At 35.7% G+C, this 15,667-nt stretch carries 13 protein-coding genes; 1 reads left to right on the forward strand and 12 read right to left on the reverse strand.

Annotated elements, in window-relative coordinates:
• Positions 1-29: 29 nt before the first annotated feature.
• Positions 30-341 (forward strand): iron donor protein CyaY, encoded by a 312-nt coding sequence (gene cyaY, locus J3U66_RS03315; protein WP_267333111.1) that lies wholly within the window; start codon positions 30-32, stop codon positions 339-341.
• A gap of 63 nt (positions 342-404) precedes the next feature.
• On the opposite strand, the gene uvrD is transcribed toward cyaY, so the two are convergent.
• The 12 genes from uvrD to J3U66_RS03375 all read right to left on the reverse strand — a co-directional run bounded on the left by uvrD (position 405) and on the right by J3U66_RS03375 (position 15,665).
• Positions 405-2,633 carry a DNA helicase II gene (uvrD, locus tag J3U66_RS03320; RefSeq protein WP_267347975.1) on the reverse strand — a complete coding sequence of 743 codons (2,229 nt, stop codon included), beginning with the start codon at positions 2,631-2,633 and terminating at the stop codon, positions 405-407.
• A 190-nt stretch (positions 2,634-2,823) separates the two neighbouring features.
• Positions 2,824-3,537, reverse strand: a complete 714-nt coding sequence (yigB, locus tag J3U66_RS03325; protein WP_267347976.1) for a 5-amino-6-(5-phospho-D-ribitylamino)uracil phosphatase YigB — start codon at positions 3,535-3,537, stop codon at positions 2,824-2,826.
• Complete coding sequence (gene xerC / locus J3U66_RS03330; protein ID WP_267343822.1) at positions 3,537-4,460, reverse strand: tyrosine recombinase XerC; 924 nt, start codon at positions 4,458-4,460, stop codon at positions 3,537-3,539. Before xerC ends, yigB begins: the two co-directional genes overlap by 1 nt.
• Positions 4,461-4,468: 8 nt before the next feature.
• Positions 4,469-5,203 (reverse strand): DUF484 family protein, encoded by a 735-nt coding sequence (locus tag J3U66_RS03335; protein ID WP_267343821.1) that lies wholly within the window; start codon positions 5,201-5,203, stop codon positions 4,469-4,471.
• A 128-nt stretch (positions 5,204-5,331) separates the two neighbouring features.
• On the reverse strand, positions 5,332-6,156 hold the full coding sequence (gene dapF / locus J3U66_RS03340) for a diaminopimelate epimerase (RefSeq protein WP_267333115.1): 825 nt from the start codon (positions 6,154-6,156) through the stop codon (positions 5,332-5,334).
• Positions 6,157-6,276: 120 nt separating this feature from the next.
• Positions 6,277-7,527, reverse strand: coding sequence for a diaminopimelate decarboxylase (gene lysA, locus J3U66_RS03345; RefSeq protein WP_267333116.1), 1,251 nt, complete (start codon positions 7,525-7,527; stop codon positions 6,277-6,279).
• An 11-nt stretch (positions 7,528-7,538) separates the two neighbouring features.
• Positions 7,539-7,679, reverse strand: coding sequence for an LPS translocon maturation chaperone LptM (gene lptM, locus J3U66_RS03350; protein WP_267343819.1), 141 nt, complete (start codon positions 7,677-7,679; stop codon positions 7,539-7,541).
• A gap of 331 nt (positions 7,680-8,010) precedes the next feature.
• Entirely contained in the window at positions 8,011-10,104 is a 2,094-nt protein-coding gene (gene recG / locus J3U66_RS03355; protein ID WP_267343818.1) for an ATP-dependent DNA helicase RecG, read from the reverse strand.
• Positions 10,105-10,109: 5 nt separating this feature from the next.
• Positions 10,110-12,218, reverse strand: coding sequence for a bifunctional GTP diphosphokinase/guanosine-3',5'-bis pyrophosphate 3'-pyrophosphohydrolase (spoT, locus tag J3U66_RS03360; protein ID WP_267333118.1), 2,109 nt, complete (start codon positions 12,216-12,218; stop codon positions 10,110-10,112).
• A gap of 19 nt (positions 12,219-12,237) precedes the next feature.
• A complete protein-coding gene (gene rpoZ / locus J3U66_RS03365) occupies positions 12,238-12,528 on the reverse strand; it encodes a DNA-directed RNA polymerase subunit omega (protein ID WP_065633529.1) in 291 nt (96 codons plus the stop codon).
• A gap of 136 nt (positions 12,529-12,664) precedes the next feature.
• Complete coding sequence (locus J3U66_RS03370) at positions 12,665-13,885, reverse strand: CinA family nicotinamide mononucleotide deamidase-related protein (protein ID WP_267347977.1); 1,221 nt, start codon at positions 13,883-13,885, stop codon at positions 12,665-12,667.
• Between the two features lie 46 nt (positions 13,886-13,931).
• A complete protein-coding gene (locus J3U66_RS03375) occupies positions 13,932-15,665 on the reverse strand; it encodes a SulP family inorganic anion transporter (protein WP_267347978.1) in 1,734 nt (577 codons plus the stop codon).
• Between the last annotated feature and the right edge of the window lie 2 nt (positions 15,666-15,667).

Here is a 15,667-nt window from a genome sequence, read left to right on the forward strand (position 1 = left end):
TTTTCATTGTCTATTTAGATTATTTTTCTATGAATATAACCGAATTTCATACTATTACCGATCAACTTTATAATCAGATCGAGCTTTTTTTAGATAAATTTGCTGACGAACAAGACATAGATATTGACTACGAAACTAATGGCAATGTTATTACGATCAGTTTTCCTAATCACAGTAAAATTATTGTCAATACTCAAGAGCCGCTTTTCCAAATTTGGTTAGCTACAGCTAAACAAGGATACCATTTTGATTATGTCAATAAGCAATGGATTTGTAATCGTACAGATCAATCTTTTGATAAAATTTTTACCGAATCAGTACAAGAACAAGCAAGGTTGTAAAGTGTAATTCAACAAGGCTAAATATTGCACTTTGTCCTTGTTGAATCAGAATTTTTAAACTTTTTATAGTAATGTAAGATTTGCCAGTTTAACCACTAACCATTTTATTCCTTCATTAATAAAAGCAATCTGCACTCGTCTATGATCGCCTTCACCATCTAAATTAATGATTGTACCTTCACCAAATCGTTGATGTTTAACCTTGCGACCTAATACATAACCATCACTTTCACGTTGCTTTTCAAGGTAAGACTTTTTACGTTCTTGATAAAATTGTGCATCATGACTTAAATCATCAGATTTAAATTCTGATGAAGTTATCATACCTCGATAACTGACCTCATTAAGATTTTCAACCGGTAATTCACTCAAAAAACGTGATGGTAAGTTACGTTCTTCACGCCCATAAAGTCGTCTTAATTCACATAACGTTAACGTTAAATGTTTTCTAGCTCGAGTAATACCAACGTATGCCAAACGGCGCTCTTCTTCCATTTTATCATTATCTTTAATAGAGCGTTGTGCTGGGAATATGCCTTCTTCTAAGCCAACGATAAACACATTATCAAACTCCAGTCCTTTAGCTGCGTGGAGTGTCATTAGTTGAACAGAATCTTGCTCTTTAATCACATCACGGCTTTCAAGTGAGGTAAAAGCTAAAAATGACTCTAATACTGTTAATGTTTTACCGGTTTGGCTATCTTCAATTACAGTATTTTCATTGATTTTAAAAAACTGTTCTGCTGCCGAAACCAGTTCTTCAAGGTTTTCTAATCTTGATTGACCTTTTATTCCTGGCTCTTGCTCATACATTTGCTGTAAACCAGATAAACGAATCATGACATCAAGCTGTTTATAAAAAGGTAACAAACCGACTTCATCATAGATTGAATCCATCAATTGTAAAAAGCGACTGAGTCCTGAACGCTGACGTTCAGTTAGCGAATTACTTTGGATTAACATTAAGCAAGCATCCCATAATGAAAGACTATGTTGCTTAGCTGTTAGCCTGACTTTATCAAGCGTGACATTGCCAATACCTCTTGTAGGGGTATTTATCGTAGTTTCAAAAGCCATGTCATTATTATGATCATGTAATAATCGTAAATAAGCTAAAGCCAATTTGACTTCTTGCCGCTCATAAAAGCGAATAGAACCATAAATTTGGTAAGGCACGCCTGATTGCAATAACGTATCTTCAAAAATTCGTGATTGCACGTTGTTTCGATATAATATGGCACAACTCGCGTAGTTTTCACCATTTTCATGGTGTTTTTTTATTTGACCAACTACAAATCGGGCTTCATCAATGTCATTAAAACCAACATAAAGTGAGATTTTTTCGCCATCACCACTATCTGTCCATAAATTTTTACCGAGTCTATTTTGGTTTTTAGCGATTAATATATTGGCTGCATCTAATATATTACTTGTTGAACGGTAATTTTGCTCTAAACGGATAATGTCAGAATCTGGATAATCATGAATAAATAATTGTAAATTGTCAGCATTCGCGCCTCGCCAGCTATAGATAGATTGATCGTCATCACCAACAATCATAACATTGGCAGTATGACCAGCCAGTTTTTGCACTAATCGGTATTGAATCAAATTAGTATCTTGAAATTCATCAATCAAAATATTGGAAAAACGGTGATGACAATAATTTAACACATCATCATTTTGGCAAAGTAATTCGTAAACTCTTAAAATTAATTCTGAAAAATCAACATATCCTACTCTATCACAAATAGCTTGATAATCGCGATAGATGGTTTGCCACATGATTTGTTTAGGATCTTCAGGCGTGATATCATTAGCACGAAAACCTTTTTCTTTTTGGTTTGATATAAACGCAGCGCACTCTTTTGCCGACCACTGTTTTTCATCAATTTTCAATTCTCGAAAAATGCGTTTGATAAGCCGAATTTGATCTTCAGAGTCAATCAATTGAAAATTCGATGGCAACTTAGCTTGCTGGGCAAACATACGTAATAATCGGTGTGTTAATCCATGAAAGGTACCAATCCACATACCACTAAAGTACCCTTCTCCAACTAATGCTTCGATACGCTCTTGCATTTCTGCGGCAGCTTTATTGGTAAAGGTAACGGCAAAAATTGAATTAGAGGGGTATTGTTTTTCCATGCAGAGCCAAGCAATACGATGAACCAAAACGCGAGTTTTCCCACTTCCCGCACCTGCTAACACAACGGTATATTGGTTATCAGTAGTCACTGCATTTTTTTGTTCGGTATTTAGGTCGTCTAATAATGATTGTCTAATTTCCATTATAAATTAACCCATTTTGATAATACAAACCGGTAACCGGTATCAATTTTATATACATTATTCATTCTTTCATTATTTTTTAGATGTCGTATGTAGACGATAAGCAAATAGGATAAAAGATAGGTTTTAAATCACAGTAATTTATAATTACTGTCAGCTTTACTGTCTATTTATACAGACTTTGCAAGAATTATATCAGATTCTCTAATTCAGGCAATTGTGTTATCTCAATATGAGGTAAACATCTTGCATCGGTAAGCTGCAAAATATCTTGATCAAAAATATTTAGCCAGCACCCTAAAAATCCATTATTAACCGCGCCATTAACATCAGTTATTAAATTATCACCAACATGTAAAATATTACCAGCCGGTAGCGCTAGCCTATCGGCGGCTAAATTGAAAATTTCAGGAAAAGGCTTAGAACGACCATTAGCACCACCACGAAGGGAAAATTGAAAATAGTCACCTAAACCGATTTTGTTAATATCAACGTTTCCATTAGTAATCACAGCTAAAGGAAATTTTGTTGCTAACAAAGCTAATAAAGTGTGTGTAGATTGAGGAACATTCATTGTATGGCGCCAAAAATTAAACGTTGTCATTGCATCATCAACTATCTGTGCAATCTTAGCGGTTGAAATTTTAGCTTTAATACAAAGCGATTTAATTGTCTCAATTCGCCAAATAATCACATCGTGATAAATTTCTGGATTGGCTGATAACACACCATTTTTTTCGACATGAAAATCAGTTAAAGTCACATTCTGTAATTGAGGACAAATATGCAGCGTTTTTATCATTTCTTGTTCAGATTTTTCAACAATTGTACTATTGTCATACAGTGTATCGTCAAGATCGAAAGTAATGGCTTTAATAGAATTAATTGAACGGTAAAAATGCATTATTTACTTCCTCTTTTCGCTCTGGGGTGTGCAGAATCATAAACTTCTGCCAAATGTGAAAAATCCAAATGCGTATAAACTTGTGTTGTTGACAAATCAGCGTGACCAAGCAATTCTTGTACAGCTCTTAAATCACCACTTGATTCTAACATATGAGTGGCAAATGAGTGACGTAATTTATGCGGGTGCACATGAACGCTTAAACCTTGTTTAACTCCCCATTGTGCAAATCGTTTTTCTACGTTGCGTGGGGATATGCGTTTACCTAATTTAGAAATGAACAGAGCATCATCTTGCGGTTCTAAAAAATCACGCATCGATAACCAATGCTTGATCCATTTTATCGACTCTCGACCTAATGGCAATTTACGCTCTTTGCTGCCCTTTCCCATCACTTTTATTTCAGCATCATTTAAATTTAACTGCCGGCAATTAAGATTAACGAGTTCAGAAAGTCGTAAACCCGAACCATACATAAGCTCAAGCATGGCTCGGTCTCGTACTGACAACGGATCGTTATATTCTATATCCAAGAGTTGATTAATCTCATCAATATCAATATTTTTAGGCAAATGTTGCCCTACTTTAGGATTTAACACACCGCGTGCAGGATTGGCGACAATAAGTTCATTTTTTACCATCCAATCACAAAAACTTCGTAAGGCAGATAATCTTAAAGATAAGCTTCTAGCCTGTAAACCAGTGCGTTTACTCCGGCTAATTAATAATCTTACTGCCGATGAATCTAAATCTTGCCATTTATTCAGTTCGATTTCTTGCGCTAATGAAATCAGTGCATAGAGTTGACGTTTATAATTAATTTGAGTATTTAAACTAAGTTGCTTTTCTGATTTGATATAATTTAAAAACTGTTCGACTGGCTGAGTTAATAAATCGACATTTTTTTGAGATGAAAGATTCATAATCTGCCTTATTTTTTTCGCATGACCCATTTTTCAATTAATATTGGTAATATTAGACTAATTCTTTCTAATAACAATGTTCCTTGCTCAGCTTGATAATGATGAGGATCGGCACTGGTAAACATGAGCAACCCTAAATCGCCAAATTGACCTAATAACGATAAAGCAACTGAACCGACATAACCATGTTCTGGCAATAGAAAATCTAGCTCAGTAGTATTTAAAGTGCCCAAATACTGATGACTATATTGTAAATGCCTAACTCTTATAAAATCAAAACGTAGGCAATTTAATGCATAGTGATGATGAATAGAAGGTGCATTGAGTAACCATTTATCATCAAAAAGATATAAATAAGCGCCGCTAAGACCTAAAGATTTGGCCCAACTTTTTAATATATTATCTAAATCATTAAGATCGTTTGCTTTAATTAATTGTCCCTGCAAATCCATAAATTGATTGAAAAGCAATTCATTATTACTGGCATATTCCATCAATAAGGTAATTTCGGACTCTAACTGACCAATTTTATTACGTTGCCTTGCCATTTGCCATTCAGGTAATGAAACACCACCACGAATGGGATGAGGGATCTGCATGCTTTGGAGATGATTAGCATTACGAATAAAAAAATCGGGATTATCCATCAAATATTGACTGACTATTTCATCATTCAAAGTAGGCTTGTCGGCAACTCGCCTTGTATATTTTGCTTTATGAGCGCGTGTTATTTTAGCAACCATGCTTAATCTCTGTTATCACTTATTTATAATATTTGTGTAAATAAAACTCAAAGAGAATCACTGCATCCATTTAAACTATTAACTTATTTAATGACGAATTTATGATTACAAAACGAATAATTTTATAGTTATATCGCAATAAATCCATCATAGACATGGGTTGCTGGCCCTGTCATATAAAGTGGTTGATTCATTCCCTGCCATTCAATTAAAAGCTTACCACCAGGCAAGTTTACATTGACTTTATTATTCAATAATCCTTGATTAATGCCGACTGCAACAGCAGCGCAAGCACCAGTTCCACAAGCTTGTGTTTCGCCAACACCACGCTCAAACACCCGTAAATCAATGTTGTTGCGATTAATGATATGCATAAATCCGACATTTGCTCGTTCAGGAAAACGTTCATGTTGTTCTAATAGCGGTCCAAGTGTGGCCACTTCAGCGGTGAGAATATTATCGACTTGTAGCACACAATGGGGATTTCCCATTGAAGCCACGCCACATAATACGGTGTTCTCTTGTGCTCGAATAATATAAGTTTTTTCTTCTTTTATTGCTTTAAACGGTACTTTACTTGGTTCAAAAATAGGTTGCCCCATATTAACTCTGACTGTTTCATCATCATTAACTGTTAGTACAATATTCCCTTTTACCGTGCTCACTTTTAAAACACGTTTTTTGGTTAAACCTTTTAAACGAACAAATCTAGCAAAACAGCGAGCGCCATTTCCACACTGCTGAACTTCACTTCCATCTGCATTGAAAATTCGGTAATGAAAATCAGTATCTGGCGCATAAGGAGGCTCTACAAGTAAAAGCTGATCGAAACCAACACCTGTGTATCTATCAGCAAGGCGTTTTATCATTTCTGTTGAAAGATGAACATTTTGCGTTACCGCATCAATGACCATAAAATCATTTCCAAGTCCATGCATTTTTGAAAAGTTCATCGTCACTTACCTTCTATTAAAAACATTGTTATCTATTTACTTATTTTCACTATCCATTAAAAAGTAGTCTAGGATAATTAACAAGGCGCTGGTTAAGATGTTGATTAACCATAAATAAGATTATAGGGTCTCTCCTCGCCATAAATCATCAAACGATTCACGTTGACGAATAAGTTTGTGATGTTGTTCATCGGTCAGCATAACTTCAGCTGGCCTTGGATGGCTATTATAATTTGAAGCCATACTAAATCCATAAGCACCAGCACTACAAATAATTAACAGATCGTCTTGTTGCACTGAAAGCTCTCGCTGATATGCCAATACATCACTCGATTCGCAAATCGGTCCAACAACATTATAGATAAAACGTTGATCGGATGGTTTCGGTTCTTTTTCAGGTAAAACTCGCATCCAAGCTTGATAAAGCGCGGGGCGAATCAAATCATTCATCCCTGCATCAACAATAGCAAAATGATTATCATCTTGATGTTTGGTATATTCAACTTTCGTAATCAATAATCCACTATTAGCAACAATTGATCGCCCAGGCTCTAATAAAAGCTCAAGATCACGATAATTAGCTAATTTTTTCTTCAATTCGCTAACAATCAACGATGCTGAAGGCGGTTGTTCTTGATCATAACGCACCCCTAATCCACCACCTAAATCAATATGTTTAATATGAATATTTTCAGATTTAAGTTTATCAACTATCGCTAATATGCGATCGGCAGCATCAAGAAATGGTGAGGTTTCAGTCAATTGTGAACCAATGTGGCAATCAATGCCAACAATATGAATATGATCTAACGATGTTGCTTTACGATAAATATCTAATGCGGATTGATGGCTGATACCAAATTTATTTTCACGCAAACCTGTTGAGATATAGGGGTGGGTTTTAGCATCAACATCGGGATTAATTCTAAAAGAGATGTTTGCAATTTTATTTAATTTTTTAGCCACATCATTAATGCGATAAAGCTCGGCTTCGGATTCAACATTAAAACATTTGATGCCAACTTCAAGCGCACGTTCGATTTCACTAATAGATTTTGCTACCCCAGAAAAAACAATTTTTTTAGGATCCGCTCCCGCTATCAGTGTGCGTTCTAACTCACCTTGCGACACAATATCAAATCCTGCGCCTAATTTAACAAGCAAGTTCAAAACAGCAAGAGAACTATTGGCTTTTACCGCATAACAGATTAAATGTTTCCTATCTGTCAACTCCTTTTGGTAATCCAAAAACTGCTGTGTAATATATTCGGCAGAATAGACATAAAGTGGCGTACCGTATTGCTTTGCGAGTTCTGAAATTGCGACCTTACCGGCTAGTAATTGACCCTTTTCGTAATGTAAAAAATCCATTATTAATTCCATTAAACTGTTTGATTAAGCAGATGAGTGTTAATTGAAGCATTTGATTTTTGTGCGGGCATATAAAGTGGCCCTTTCAACCCACAACCCAATAACGTTAATATGACGAGCACTAAGGAGAGTAATTTTATCGATGATTTCATACCAAGTTCACAATTTTTTCATTTTTGTAATGAGCACTATATTACACGATAGCCAAATTCGTGCAAAGCATAAATAAACATTACCTTATTTAAGGGATTAATCTCACTTAACAAGGCACAAACGACAAAGTGTAGTCAAAAATTATAATTAAGAAGGAAAAGAATAAATCAATATAACCAAGCGATTTATGAGATGACTCTTTTGAAATAAAAATGTGCAACTTGATCTTGTTGATAAAAGTTTTATCTCAATTTTATTAACTTAGTAAAAAACATGACAAGATTAATGCTTTTTAACCAATTAATTTTACAAGTTACAAGAGTAATAATATTAAGCATTGATATATTTTTGACGATCAGGTAGCCAACACGCTATAAGTTGCTCAGCCATCTGTGGAGAGTTTTGTAGTAAAGGCAAGGAAACCCTCTGTATTTCACTAATTAAATGTTGATCACGAATTAAATCAACCACTTTAAAATTTGCCATACCCATTTGGCGAGTCCCTAAAATCTCGCCACTTCCTCGAATTTCTAGATCTTTTTGGGCAATCACAAAACCATCATTGCTTTCACGCATCACCTTCATACGAGCTTGTGCAACCTTGCTCAACGGCGCTTGATACATTAATACGCAATGAGACACTGCACTCCCACGTCCAACTCGGCCACGTAATTGATGCAATTGTGCAAGCCCAAGCCGTTCAGCATTTTCAATAATCATTAAACTGGCATTGGGTACATCTACACCAACTTCAATAACGGTTGTCGCAACTAAAAGCTGAGTTTTACCGGCTTTAAAGTTTTGCATAACCGATTGCTTTTCATCAGATTTCATTTTGCCATGAACCAGTGCTATTGATAAATGTGGTAGTTTTTCACGTAATTCTTCAACTAACATTTCGGCAGCTTGTGCATCAAGCGTTTCAGATTCTTCCACTAACGTACACACCCAATAAACTTGACGATTATCCAAACAGGCTTGATTCACTTTTTCAATAATTTCTTCTCGTCGAGAATTAGGAATAACAACGGTTGTAATCGGCGTACGCCCAGGCGGTAATTCATCAATCACTGATACATCCAAGTCGGCATAAACAGTCATGGCTAACGTTCTTGGAATTGGCGTAGCGGTCATGATCAGTTGATGTGGGTAAATTTGATCTTTAATACCTTTTTGCCAAAGTGTTAGCCGTTGGTTTACGCCAAAACGATGTTGTTCATCAATAATCACGAGACCTAACTTAGCAAACTCCACTTTATCAACAAATACGGCATGTGTACCTATTAGCATAGTGATATCGCCGGCTTTGATACGTTCATACCGATCTTTTTTATTTTTTGCCGTTAAACGACCAGATAACCAATCAACGCTAATACCAAGCGGCTCAAACCATTGCTTAAAATTGTTATAATGTTGTTCAGCTAATATTTCGGTTGGCGCCATTAAAACGACTTGTTGATTATTTTCTATCGCATTTAATGCCGCTAAAGCTGCAACTAAAGTCTTTCCTGAACCGACATCACCTTGAATTAAACGCATCATTGGAATAGATTTTGCCATGTCTTGATATATATCTTGTACAACACGTTGCTGAGCATTGGTTGGTTTGAAAGGTAATGAGGCCAAAAACGGCTCAATATAGTGCTGATTTACCTGCATAGCATAAGCTTGTTGCTTTTGATTATCCGTTTTTAAGGTGAGCATACTTAAATGATAAGCAAGTAACTCTTCAAAAATAAATCGTTTAATAGCAGGGTGATTACCATTAGATAATTGAGCAATATCAGTATCAATAGGCGGATTATGAATAATATTCAATGAATCAAAAGCTGACAAAAATTGATTTGCTAGTGGCGCAGGTAAAATTTCTTCAGGTGGGTTGCGCTTTAGTAATAACAGTGCCGCTTGAATCAACTTACGAATCACATTTTGCGTTAAGCCATAAGTTGTGGGATAAATCGGCGTATATCTTTCTTGGGTTGGATCGGTAATTAATGCATTATCTTCTCGATTCGCTCTGACTTTATATTGTGGGTGGATAATTTCACGATAAGTTTTTCCATTTTTGATTTCGCCATAAGCACTCACCCATTTGCCGATAGCTAAACTGGCTTTCATACCTGCATTAAAATGCATAAATCGCAATATAGCGATTCCTGACTCATCTTGAATATGACAAACTAGCATTTGTTTACGCCGAAAAATCACTTCCGTTTTAATGATACAACCTTCGATAGTGGTATATTCACCAATGCTACTGCTACCAATTGCACAACAAGAGGTGCGATCTTCGTATCGCATCGGAAAATGTAATAATAAATCCTGAATGGTTTGAATGCCGAGTGTATGAAATTTTTTTTCTAAACTTTCGCCAATACCGGCTAATTTAATTAACGGAATATGGTTTAAAAAACGGTTAGCCATAATAACTAATTGACATTGCGAGTCACACTTACCACATCTTGCTGTAGCGATAACTTACGCATCAGTTCATTAAGTTGTTGAACATTTTTTACTTCAATTTGTAGAATAATCGTATAAATTTGTCGATCTTTTTCTTCAGTATTCAACCATTGAAGATGAGCTTGTTCATCATTAATGATAGACAAGACATGACCTAATGAGCCTTGATTATTGAGAATATCAACCCAAATTTCAGCAACAAAGAGCTGTTCAATATTTGGCGCCCACCTTAAGGGAATATATTTTTCAGGATTATTTTGATAGCCAGTAATATTACGACAAGATTCATGATGTACAGTTAATCCTTTTTCGGCACTAACATGCCCAATAATAGGATCATTTGGAATGGGATGGCAACATTTCGAAAATGTTACAAGTACACCTTCACTACCTGTGATGACTAATGTCTTATTCGCCTCTGAGTGATTATTCAGTAATGCCTTATGTTCTAAGCCTTTAACAATAAAGTGACTCATCACATTACCTAAACCAATTTCAGCCAGTACATCATCAAAAGTCGGTAATTTTGTTAATTCAACAATTCTTGCAATCTGTTTTTGCGAAAGCTCATCAATGCCACCGGTTTTAATCAAAGAGAGATTAAGCAAACGCCGACCTAATTCGATAGCATCTTCACGCTTTAATGTTTTTAAAGCTTGGCGAATACGAGATCGTGCTTTCGCACTGACAACAAAATTTAACCAATTCGCATTAGGACGACCTTCAGGAGAAGTAATAATTTCAACTGTTTGCCCATTACTTAATGGCTGAGAAAGCGGGAATGGCTTACGGTCAACAATCGCACCAATGCATTGATAACCTATATCGGAATGAACAGCATAGGCTAAATCAACTGCTGTTGAACCCTCTGGTAATTGAACAATACGACCTTTAGGCGTAAAGACATAGATTTCTTTAGGAAAAAGATCGGATTTAACGTTTTCTATGAATTCAAAAGAGTTACCCACGCTTTGTTGTAATTCTAATAAACTTTGCATCCAACGTTGAGCTTTAATTTGAGTAGTGGTGTGATTGAGCTCATCATTTTCGTTATATACCCAGTGCGCAGCGACCCCCATTTCGGCCATTTGATCCATATCCTCTGTGCGTATTTGCACTTCAACGGGAGTACCATGTGGACCAATTAATGATGAGTGTAAAGATTGATAGCCATTTGCTTTTGGAATAGCGATATAGTCTTTGAAGCGGTTAAGTCTTGGTTTATATAAATTGTGTACCAAACCGAGTGCACGGTAGCAAGCATCGACATCTTTAACCACAATCCGAAAGATATAAATATCCATGATAGAGTGAAAGTGTTGTTCACGCATTTGCATTTTTTGATAAATGACATAGATATTTTTTTCAAGTCCTTCAACTTCAGCTTCAATATTGGCTTCAGCCAAACGGCCTCTAATCTCTGATAAGATTTGTTGGATTAATTCTTTTCGAGTACCTCGCGCTGCTTTCACAACTTTTTCTAACACTTTCGCTCTATTGGGGTGCATAGCAGTAAAGCCTAGGATTTCCAACTCGGTCTTAATATGATGGATTCCCAATCGATGCGCTAAGGGTGCATAAATTTCTAATGTTTCTTTCGCAATTCGTCTGCGTTTGTCAGGTCTTAATGCACCTAATGTGCGCATGTTATGAGTACGATCGGCAAGTTTAATCAATATAACTCGCACATCTTCGGTCATGGCTAACACCATTTTGCGAAAATTTTCGGCTTGCGCTTCTTGCCTGTTACGAAATTTTAGCTTATCAAGTTTGGAAACACCTTCAACTAAAATAGCGACATGCTTGCCAAATTCTTTTGTTATATCTTGAAAAGTGACGGGGGTATCTTCGATGGTATCATGTAAAAGTGCGGCAATGATAGTTTCATAATCAAGCCGCATATCCGCTAAAATCGTTGCGACAGCAACTGGGTGAGTAATGTACGGTTCACCACTACATCGGAATTGCCCTTCATGCGCTTTTTGAGCAAAAAAATAAGCTTTTTGAATCACTTCAACTTGTTTAGCTGGAAGATAGGATGCAACAATCTCTTTTAAGCTATCAAAATATTGCATAGGCAATTCTCAAAAAAACTTATTCGTACGAGGGAGTATTTTCGAGCAGAATCGATTCATGAAGTGCAGAACGAACTTCCGCTTCTTCATCTTGTAAAGCTTGGAAATCAGCACTATCAAGAATTTGTTTATTGACAAGACCATCTTCTATTTCACGTAATGCTACAACGGTTTCCTTGTCGTTTTCTTCCGGAACTAATGGCGACTTATTTTCAACTTGTAATTGGCGAGCACGTCTTGCTGCAACTAAAACTAGATCAAAGCGATTACCAATTTTTTCTACTGCATCTTGAACAGTTACACGAGCCATTTTTACCTCTAATTTGTTTTACTAAATTACCTAATGTGAAAGATCGCTTATTGTACTTAATTTTAAGGGGAATTGTCCATATTTATATTATTTCACAATGTAAAATAAACACTCTTATAGTCAATGCCTAATAATATTAGGCGATAACTTCTAACCAGACATTTGGCCCAATTATTGGCATGTTTAGTAAGTAACGCCGTAAAGCATCTAAAGCAATCGCACAAAAAATTTTGCGCTCAGTTTGTCGATTTTGCAAACGACCAGTATATTTTAAATTACATTGCCAAACCTGTTTTGACGTTGCGATTAATAACGTAAATTCGCTATTTTTTTCACGAAAATTAACCAGTCCAAGCACAATATCTGCATGATTATGTTTTAAGATCTGTAAACAATACGATTTTGGATCTTCAAGTAACAAGGGTAGAATTTCTGATTTGACTAAAGGTGCAGCTGATTCAAACAATTGTGAGCCAACAATCCCAGCCGATTGCTGTTCAATAACAGCGATAGTCAAATTTTTATCAAGCAATAATCTAGAAACCAGTTGAGCTAAACCAAACGTATCTTGTTGGCTTAACACACCTTCAAATAAAAAATTGCTAGAAACAATAACTTTGATTTTAGACCATAATTCATCCATTTTATCTTTTTGAGACTCTGGTCCTGTTAGTTTTAATTCAATCATTGGCATTGCGGCACGATAGCCAATTATAATATCGTCTGGAATATCAATTTTAGCTTCAATTTCTGTGGCGAGATCACTTTCAGTTCGTCCCATTGTTGTTAATCGATAACACAATTTTTTATCAAAGGGTGGCAAGCGCTGCGTAATCTCGAGTAATATTGAGTTTTGTACCATTTCTTTAAATTCTGATGGTACACCGGGTGTAAAAAATAGCAAACAGTTGTTGATTTCCATTTTAAATCCACAAGCCGTGCCGATTGGGTTATCAATTAAAGAGGCACTTTCAGGCAACATTGCTTGCTTAATATTACTTGAAGGCATGGTTTTGCCACGACTAGTAAAATAATGTTCAATTTTAAGTAGCCAATCATGGTTTAATGTCAGTGATTCATTGTTAGCTTTAGCAGCAGCTTCGGCGGTTAAATCATCGCTTGTTGGTCCTAAACCACCATTAATAATAATAATGTCATTAACTAAGCTACGCTGCTTGAATGTATGAATCAATTGTTCTAAATTATCACCAACGGTATACCTTGATGTGATCGTAATACCTTCTTCAAATAGCAACTGCGACAACCATGTAGCATTAGTATCAATTATTTGACCATATAACACTTCGTCACCGGTGCTAATCATCTCAATTTTAGGCATTTTGCTAATTTGATTCATAATATTCCTTAACATGCTAATTAATGATTATAAGATGGTTTTATTATTACTGATTTAAAGCATCTTCATTATTTTCCATGTGCTCTTTACTTTGTACTAATCGAACTGAAAAATAGAGATCATAAGCAAATTCAATATACTGTTCATCTAACTTAATATTCATCTGTTTAAACCAGTTTTTTAATGTTTTTCGTCGACCTGATAGTATTAAAATCACATTTCTGACTTTCAACGATTTCACCAGCTCTTCAATACCCGACAAAACACTAACATCTTTATACGTAAAACAAGGAATAGCATCGACAATGACATAACTTATCGGTTGCGGTGCTTCGTCAATATAACTGATAATTCTGCGCTTAAAATAAGCGATGTTAAAGTAAGTAAGTGGAGAGTTAAATCGATAAATAATGGTATTATCTAGAGGTTTAACGTCTTTTCCTAAAGAATGAATACGACCACTTTCATCAACCCCAAGTAATTGATCTTTAGGCCTAAATACTCGCCTTAAAAATAAGAATAAACCTAATAACACCGCTAGCGCCATACCGGGAATAATACCAATGACTAACACCGAAACTAGCGTGGTTAAACTTAAATAAAACGCATCACGATCAAATTTAAAAAAGCGAATAATAGTCTGAAAGTTAATTAGCGAAATAGAAGAATAAATTAAAATTACCCCTAACACACAGGTTGGAATATATTTTAATGGGGATAATAAAAACAAGACAACAAAACCAATAATGATAGCTGCAATAATCGAAACTAACTGAGTTTTGCCACCATTAGCATCATTAACCGCCGTACGCGATGACGTACCACTAACCACAAATCCTTGCGATAATCCTGCCACAATATTTGCCATACCTAAGGCTTTAAATTCAACATCAGCGTTAGTTTCATAGTTATTTTTTGAGGCAAAACTCCGTACTGTTATCATCATACTGACAAAACAAATAATCGCGATATTCAGTGATGGCACAACTAAATCACGCATCAAGCCTTTATCAAAATCAAGCCATGATTCAACGGGGATAAAATCACCAGTCACTGCGCCAATAATTCGAATATTGTGAGATTCAAAATTAAATAACCAAGAGAAAAAAGTCATCACAACCACGGCAAAAAGCGGTGCGGGATAACGCGGTTTTATTTTTTTTAAACCGATCAATATCACCAAAGTAAACAGTGAGATTAATGCTGTGAAGAGATGAATTTGTGGAATTTTAAACGGTAAATAGACAACACGTTCAATTAAGTAAGAGTAATCATAAGAAAACCCTAATGTCTTGGCGAGTTGATCTACCATTATGGTGATTGAAATGCCATTAAGTAAACCAATCAATATCGGTTGACTCAGTAAATCAGCCAGTGCACCTAAGTGCAATTTGCCGGCAATGATACACCATATTCCAATCATAATTGTTAATATAACAACCAACTGCCAACGCAAAATAGGATCATTTGATGCTAGTGGTAAAACTACTGCTGCAACTACTGCACATGTTGCAGTATCAGGACCAACAATAAGTTGTCTGGAAGAACCAAAAAGTGCATAAACAATCAACGGTAATATTGTTGAATATAATCCAGCAATTGCACCAACACCAGTGAGTTCAGCATAAGCAATAGAGACGGGTAAAGAAACAGCTGCAACTGACAAACCCGCTTTAAGATCAAAACTAAAGTAATCACGCCTATAGTGTAATAAATTTTTTAAACCTGGCATCCATAAAGCAATTTTTTGCATTAGTGCGCTGTTTGTGACTCTTCCCATAT

This window comes from Gilliamella sp. B2969, assembly GCF_026536195.1.
GTDB lineage: Bacteria > Pseudomonadota > Gammaproteobacteria > Enterobacterales > Orbaceae > Gilliamella.

Bases quoted from the DNA above. Each gene is read 5' to 3' on its own strand.
- J3U66_RS03370 (WP_267347977.1), bottom strand. From the start codon at position 13,885: ATGAATCAAATTAGCAAAATGCCTAAAATTGAGATGATTAGCACCGGT.
- lptM (WP_267343819.1), bottom strand. From the start codon at position 7,679: ATGAAATCATCGATAAAATTACTCTCCTTAGTGCTCGTCATATTAACG.
- yigB (WP_267347976.1), bottom strand. From the start codon at position 3,537: ATGCATTTTTACCGTTCAATTAATTCTATTAAAGCCATTACTTTCGAT.
- lysA (WP_267333116.1), bottom strand. From the start codon at position 7,527: ATGGATTTTTTACATTACGAAAAGGGTCAATTACTAGCCGGTAAGGTC.
- J3U66_RS03375 (WP_267347978.1), bottom strand. From the start codon at position 15,665: ATGGGAAGAGTCACAAACAGCGCACTAATGCAAAAAATTGCTTTATGG.
- cyaY (WP_267333111.1), top strand. From the start codon at position 30: ATGAATATAACCGAATTTCATACTATTACCGATCAACTTTATAATCAG.
- recG (WP_267343818.1), bottom strand. From the start codon at position 10,104: ATGGCTAACCGTTTTTTAAACCATATTCCGTTAATTAAATTAGCCGGT.
- uvrD (WP_267347975.1), bottom strand. From the start codon at position 2,633: ATGGAAATTAGACAATCATTATTAGACGACCTAAATACCGAACAAAAA.
- dapF (WP_267333115.1), bottom strand. From the start codon at position 6,156: ATGAACTTTTCAAAAATGCATGGACTTGGAAATGATTTTATGGTCATT.
- spoT (WP_267333118.1), bottom strand. From the start codon at position 12,218: ATGCAATATTTTGATAGCTTAAAAGAGATTGTTGCATCCTATCTTCCA.
- rpoZ (WP_065633529.1), bottom strand. From the start codon at position 12,528: ATGGCTCGTGTAACTGTTCAAGATGCAGTAGAAAAAATTGGTAATCGC.
- xerC (WP_267343822.1), bottom strand. From the start codon at position 4,460: ATGAATCTTTCATCTCAAAAAAATGTCGATTTATTAACTCAGCCAGTC.
- J3U66_RS03335 (WP_267343821.1), bottom strand. From the start codon at position 5,203: ATGGTTGCTAAAATAACACGCGCTCATAAAGCAAAATATACAAGGCGA.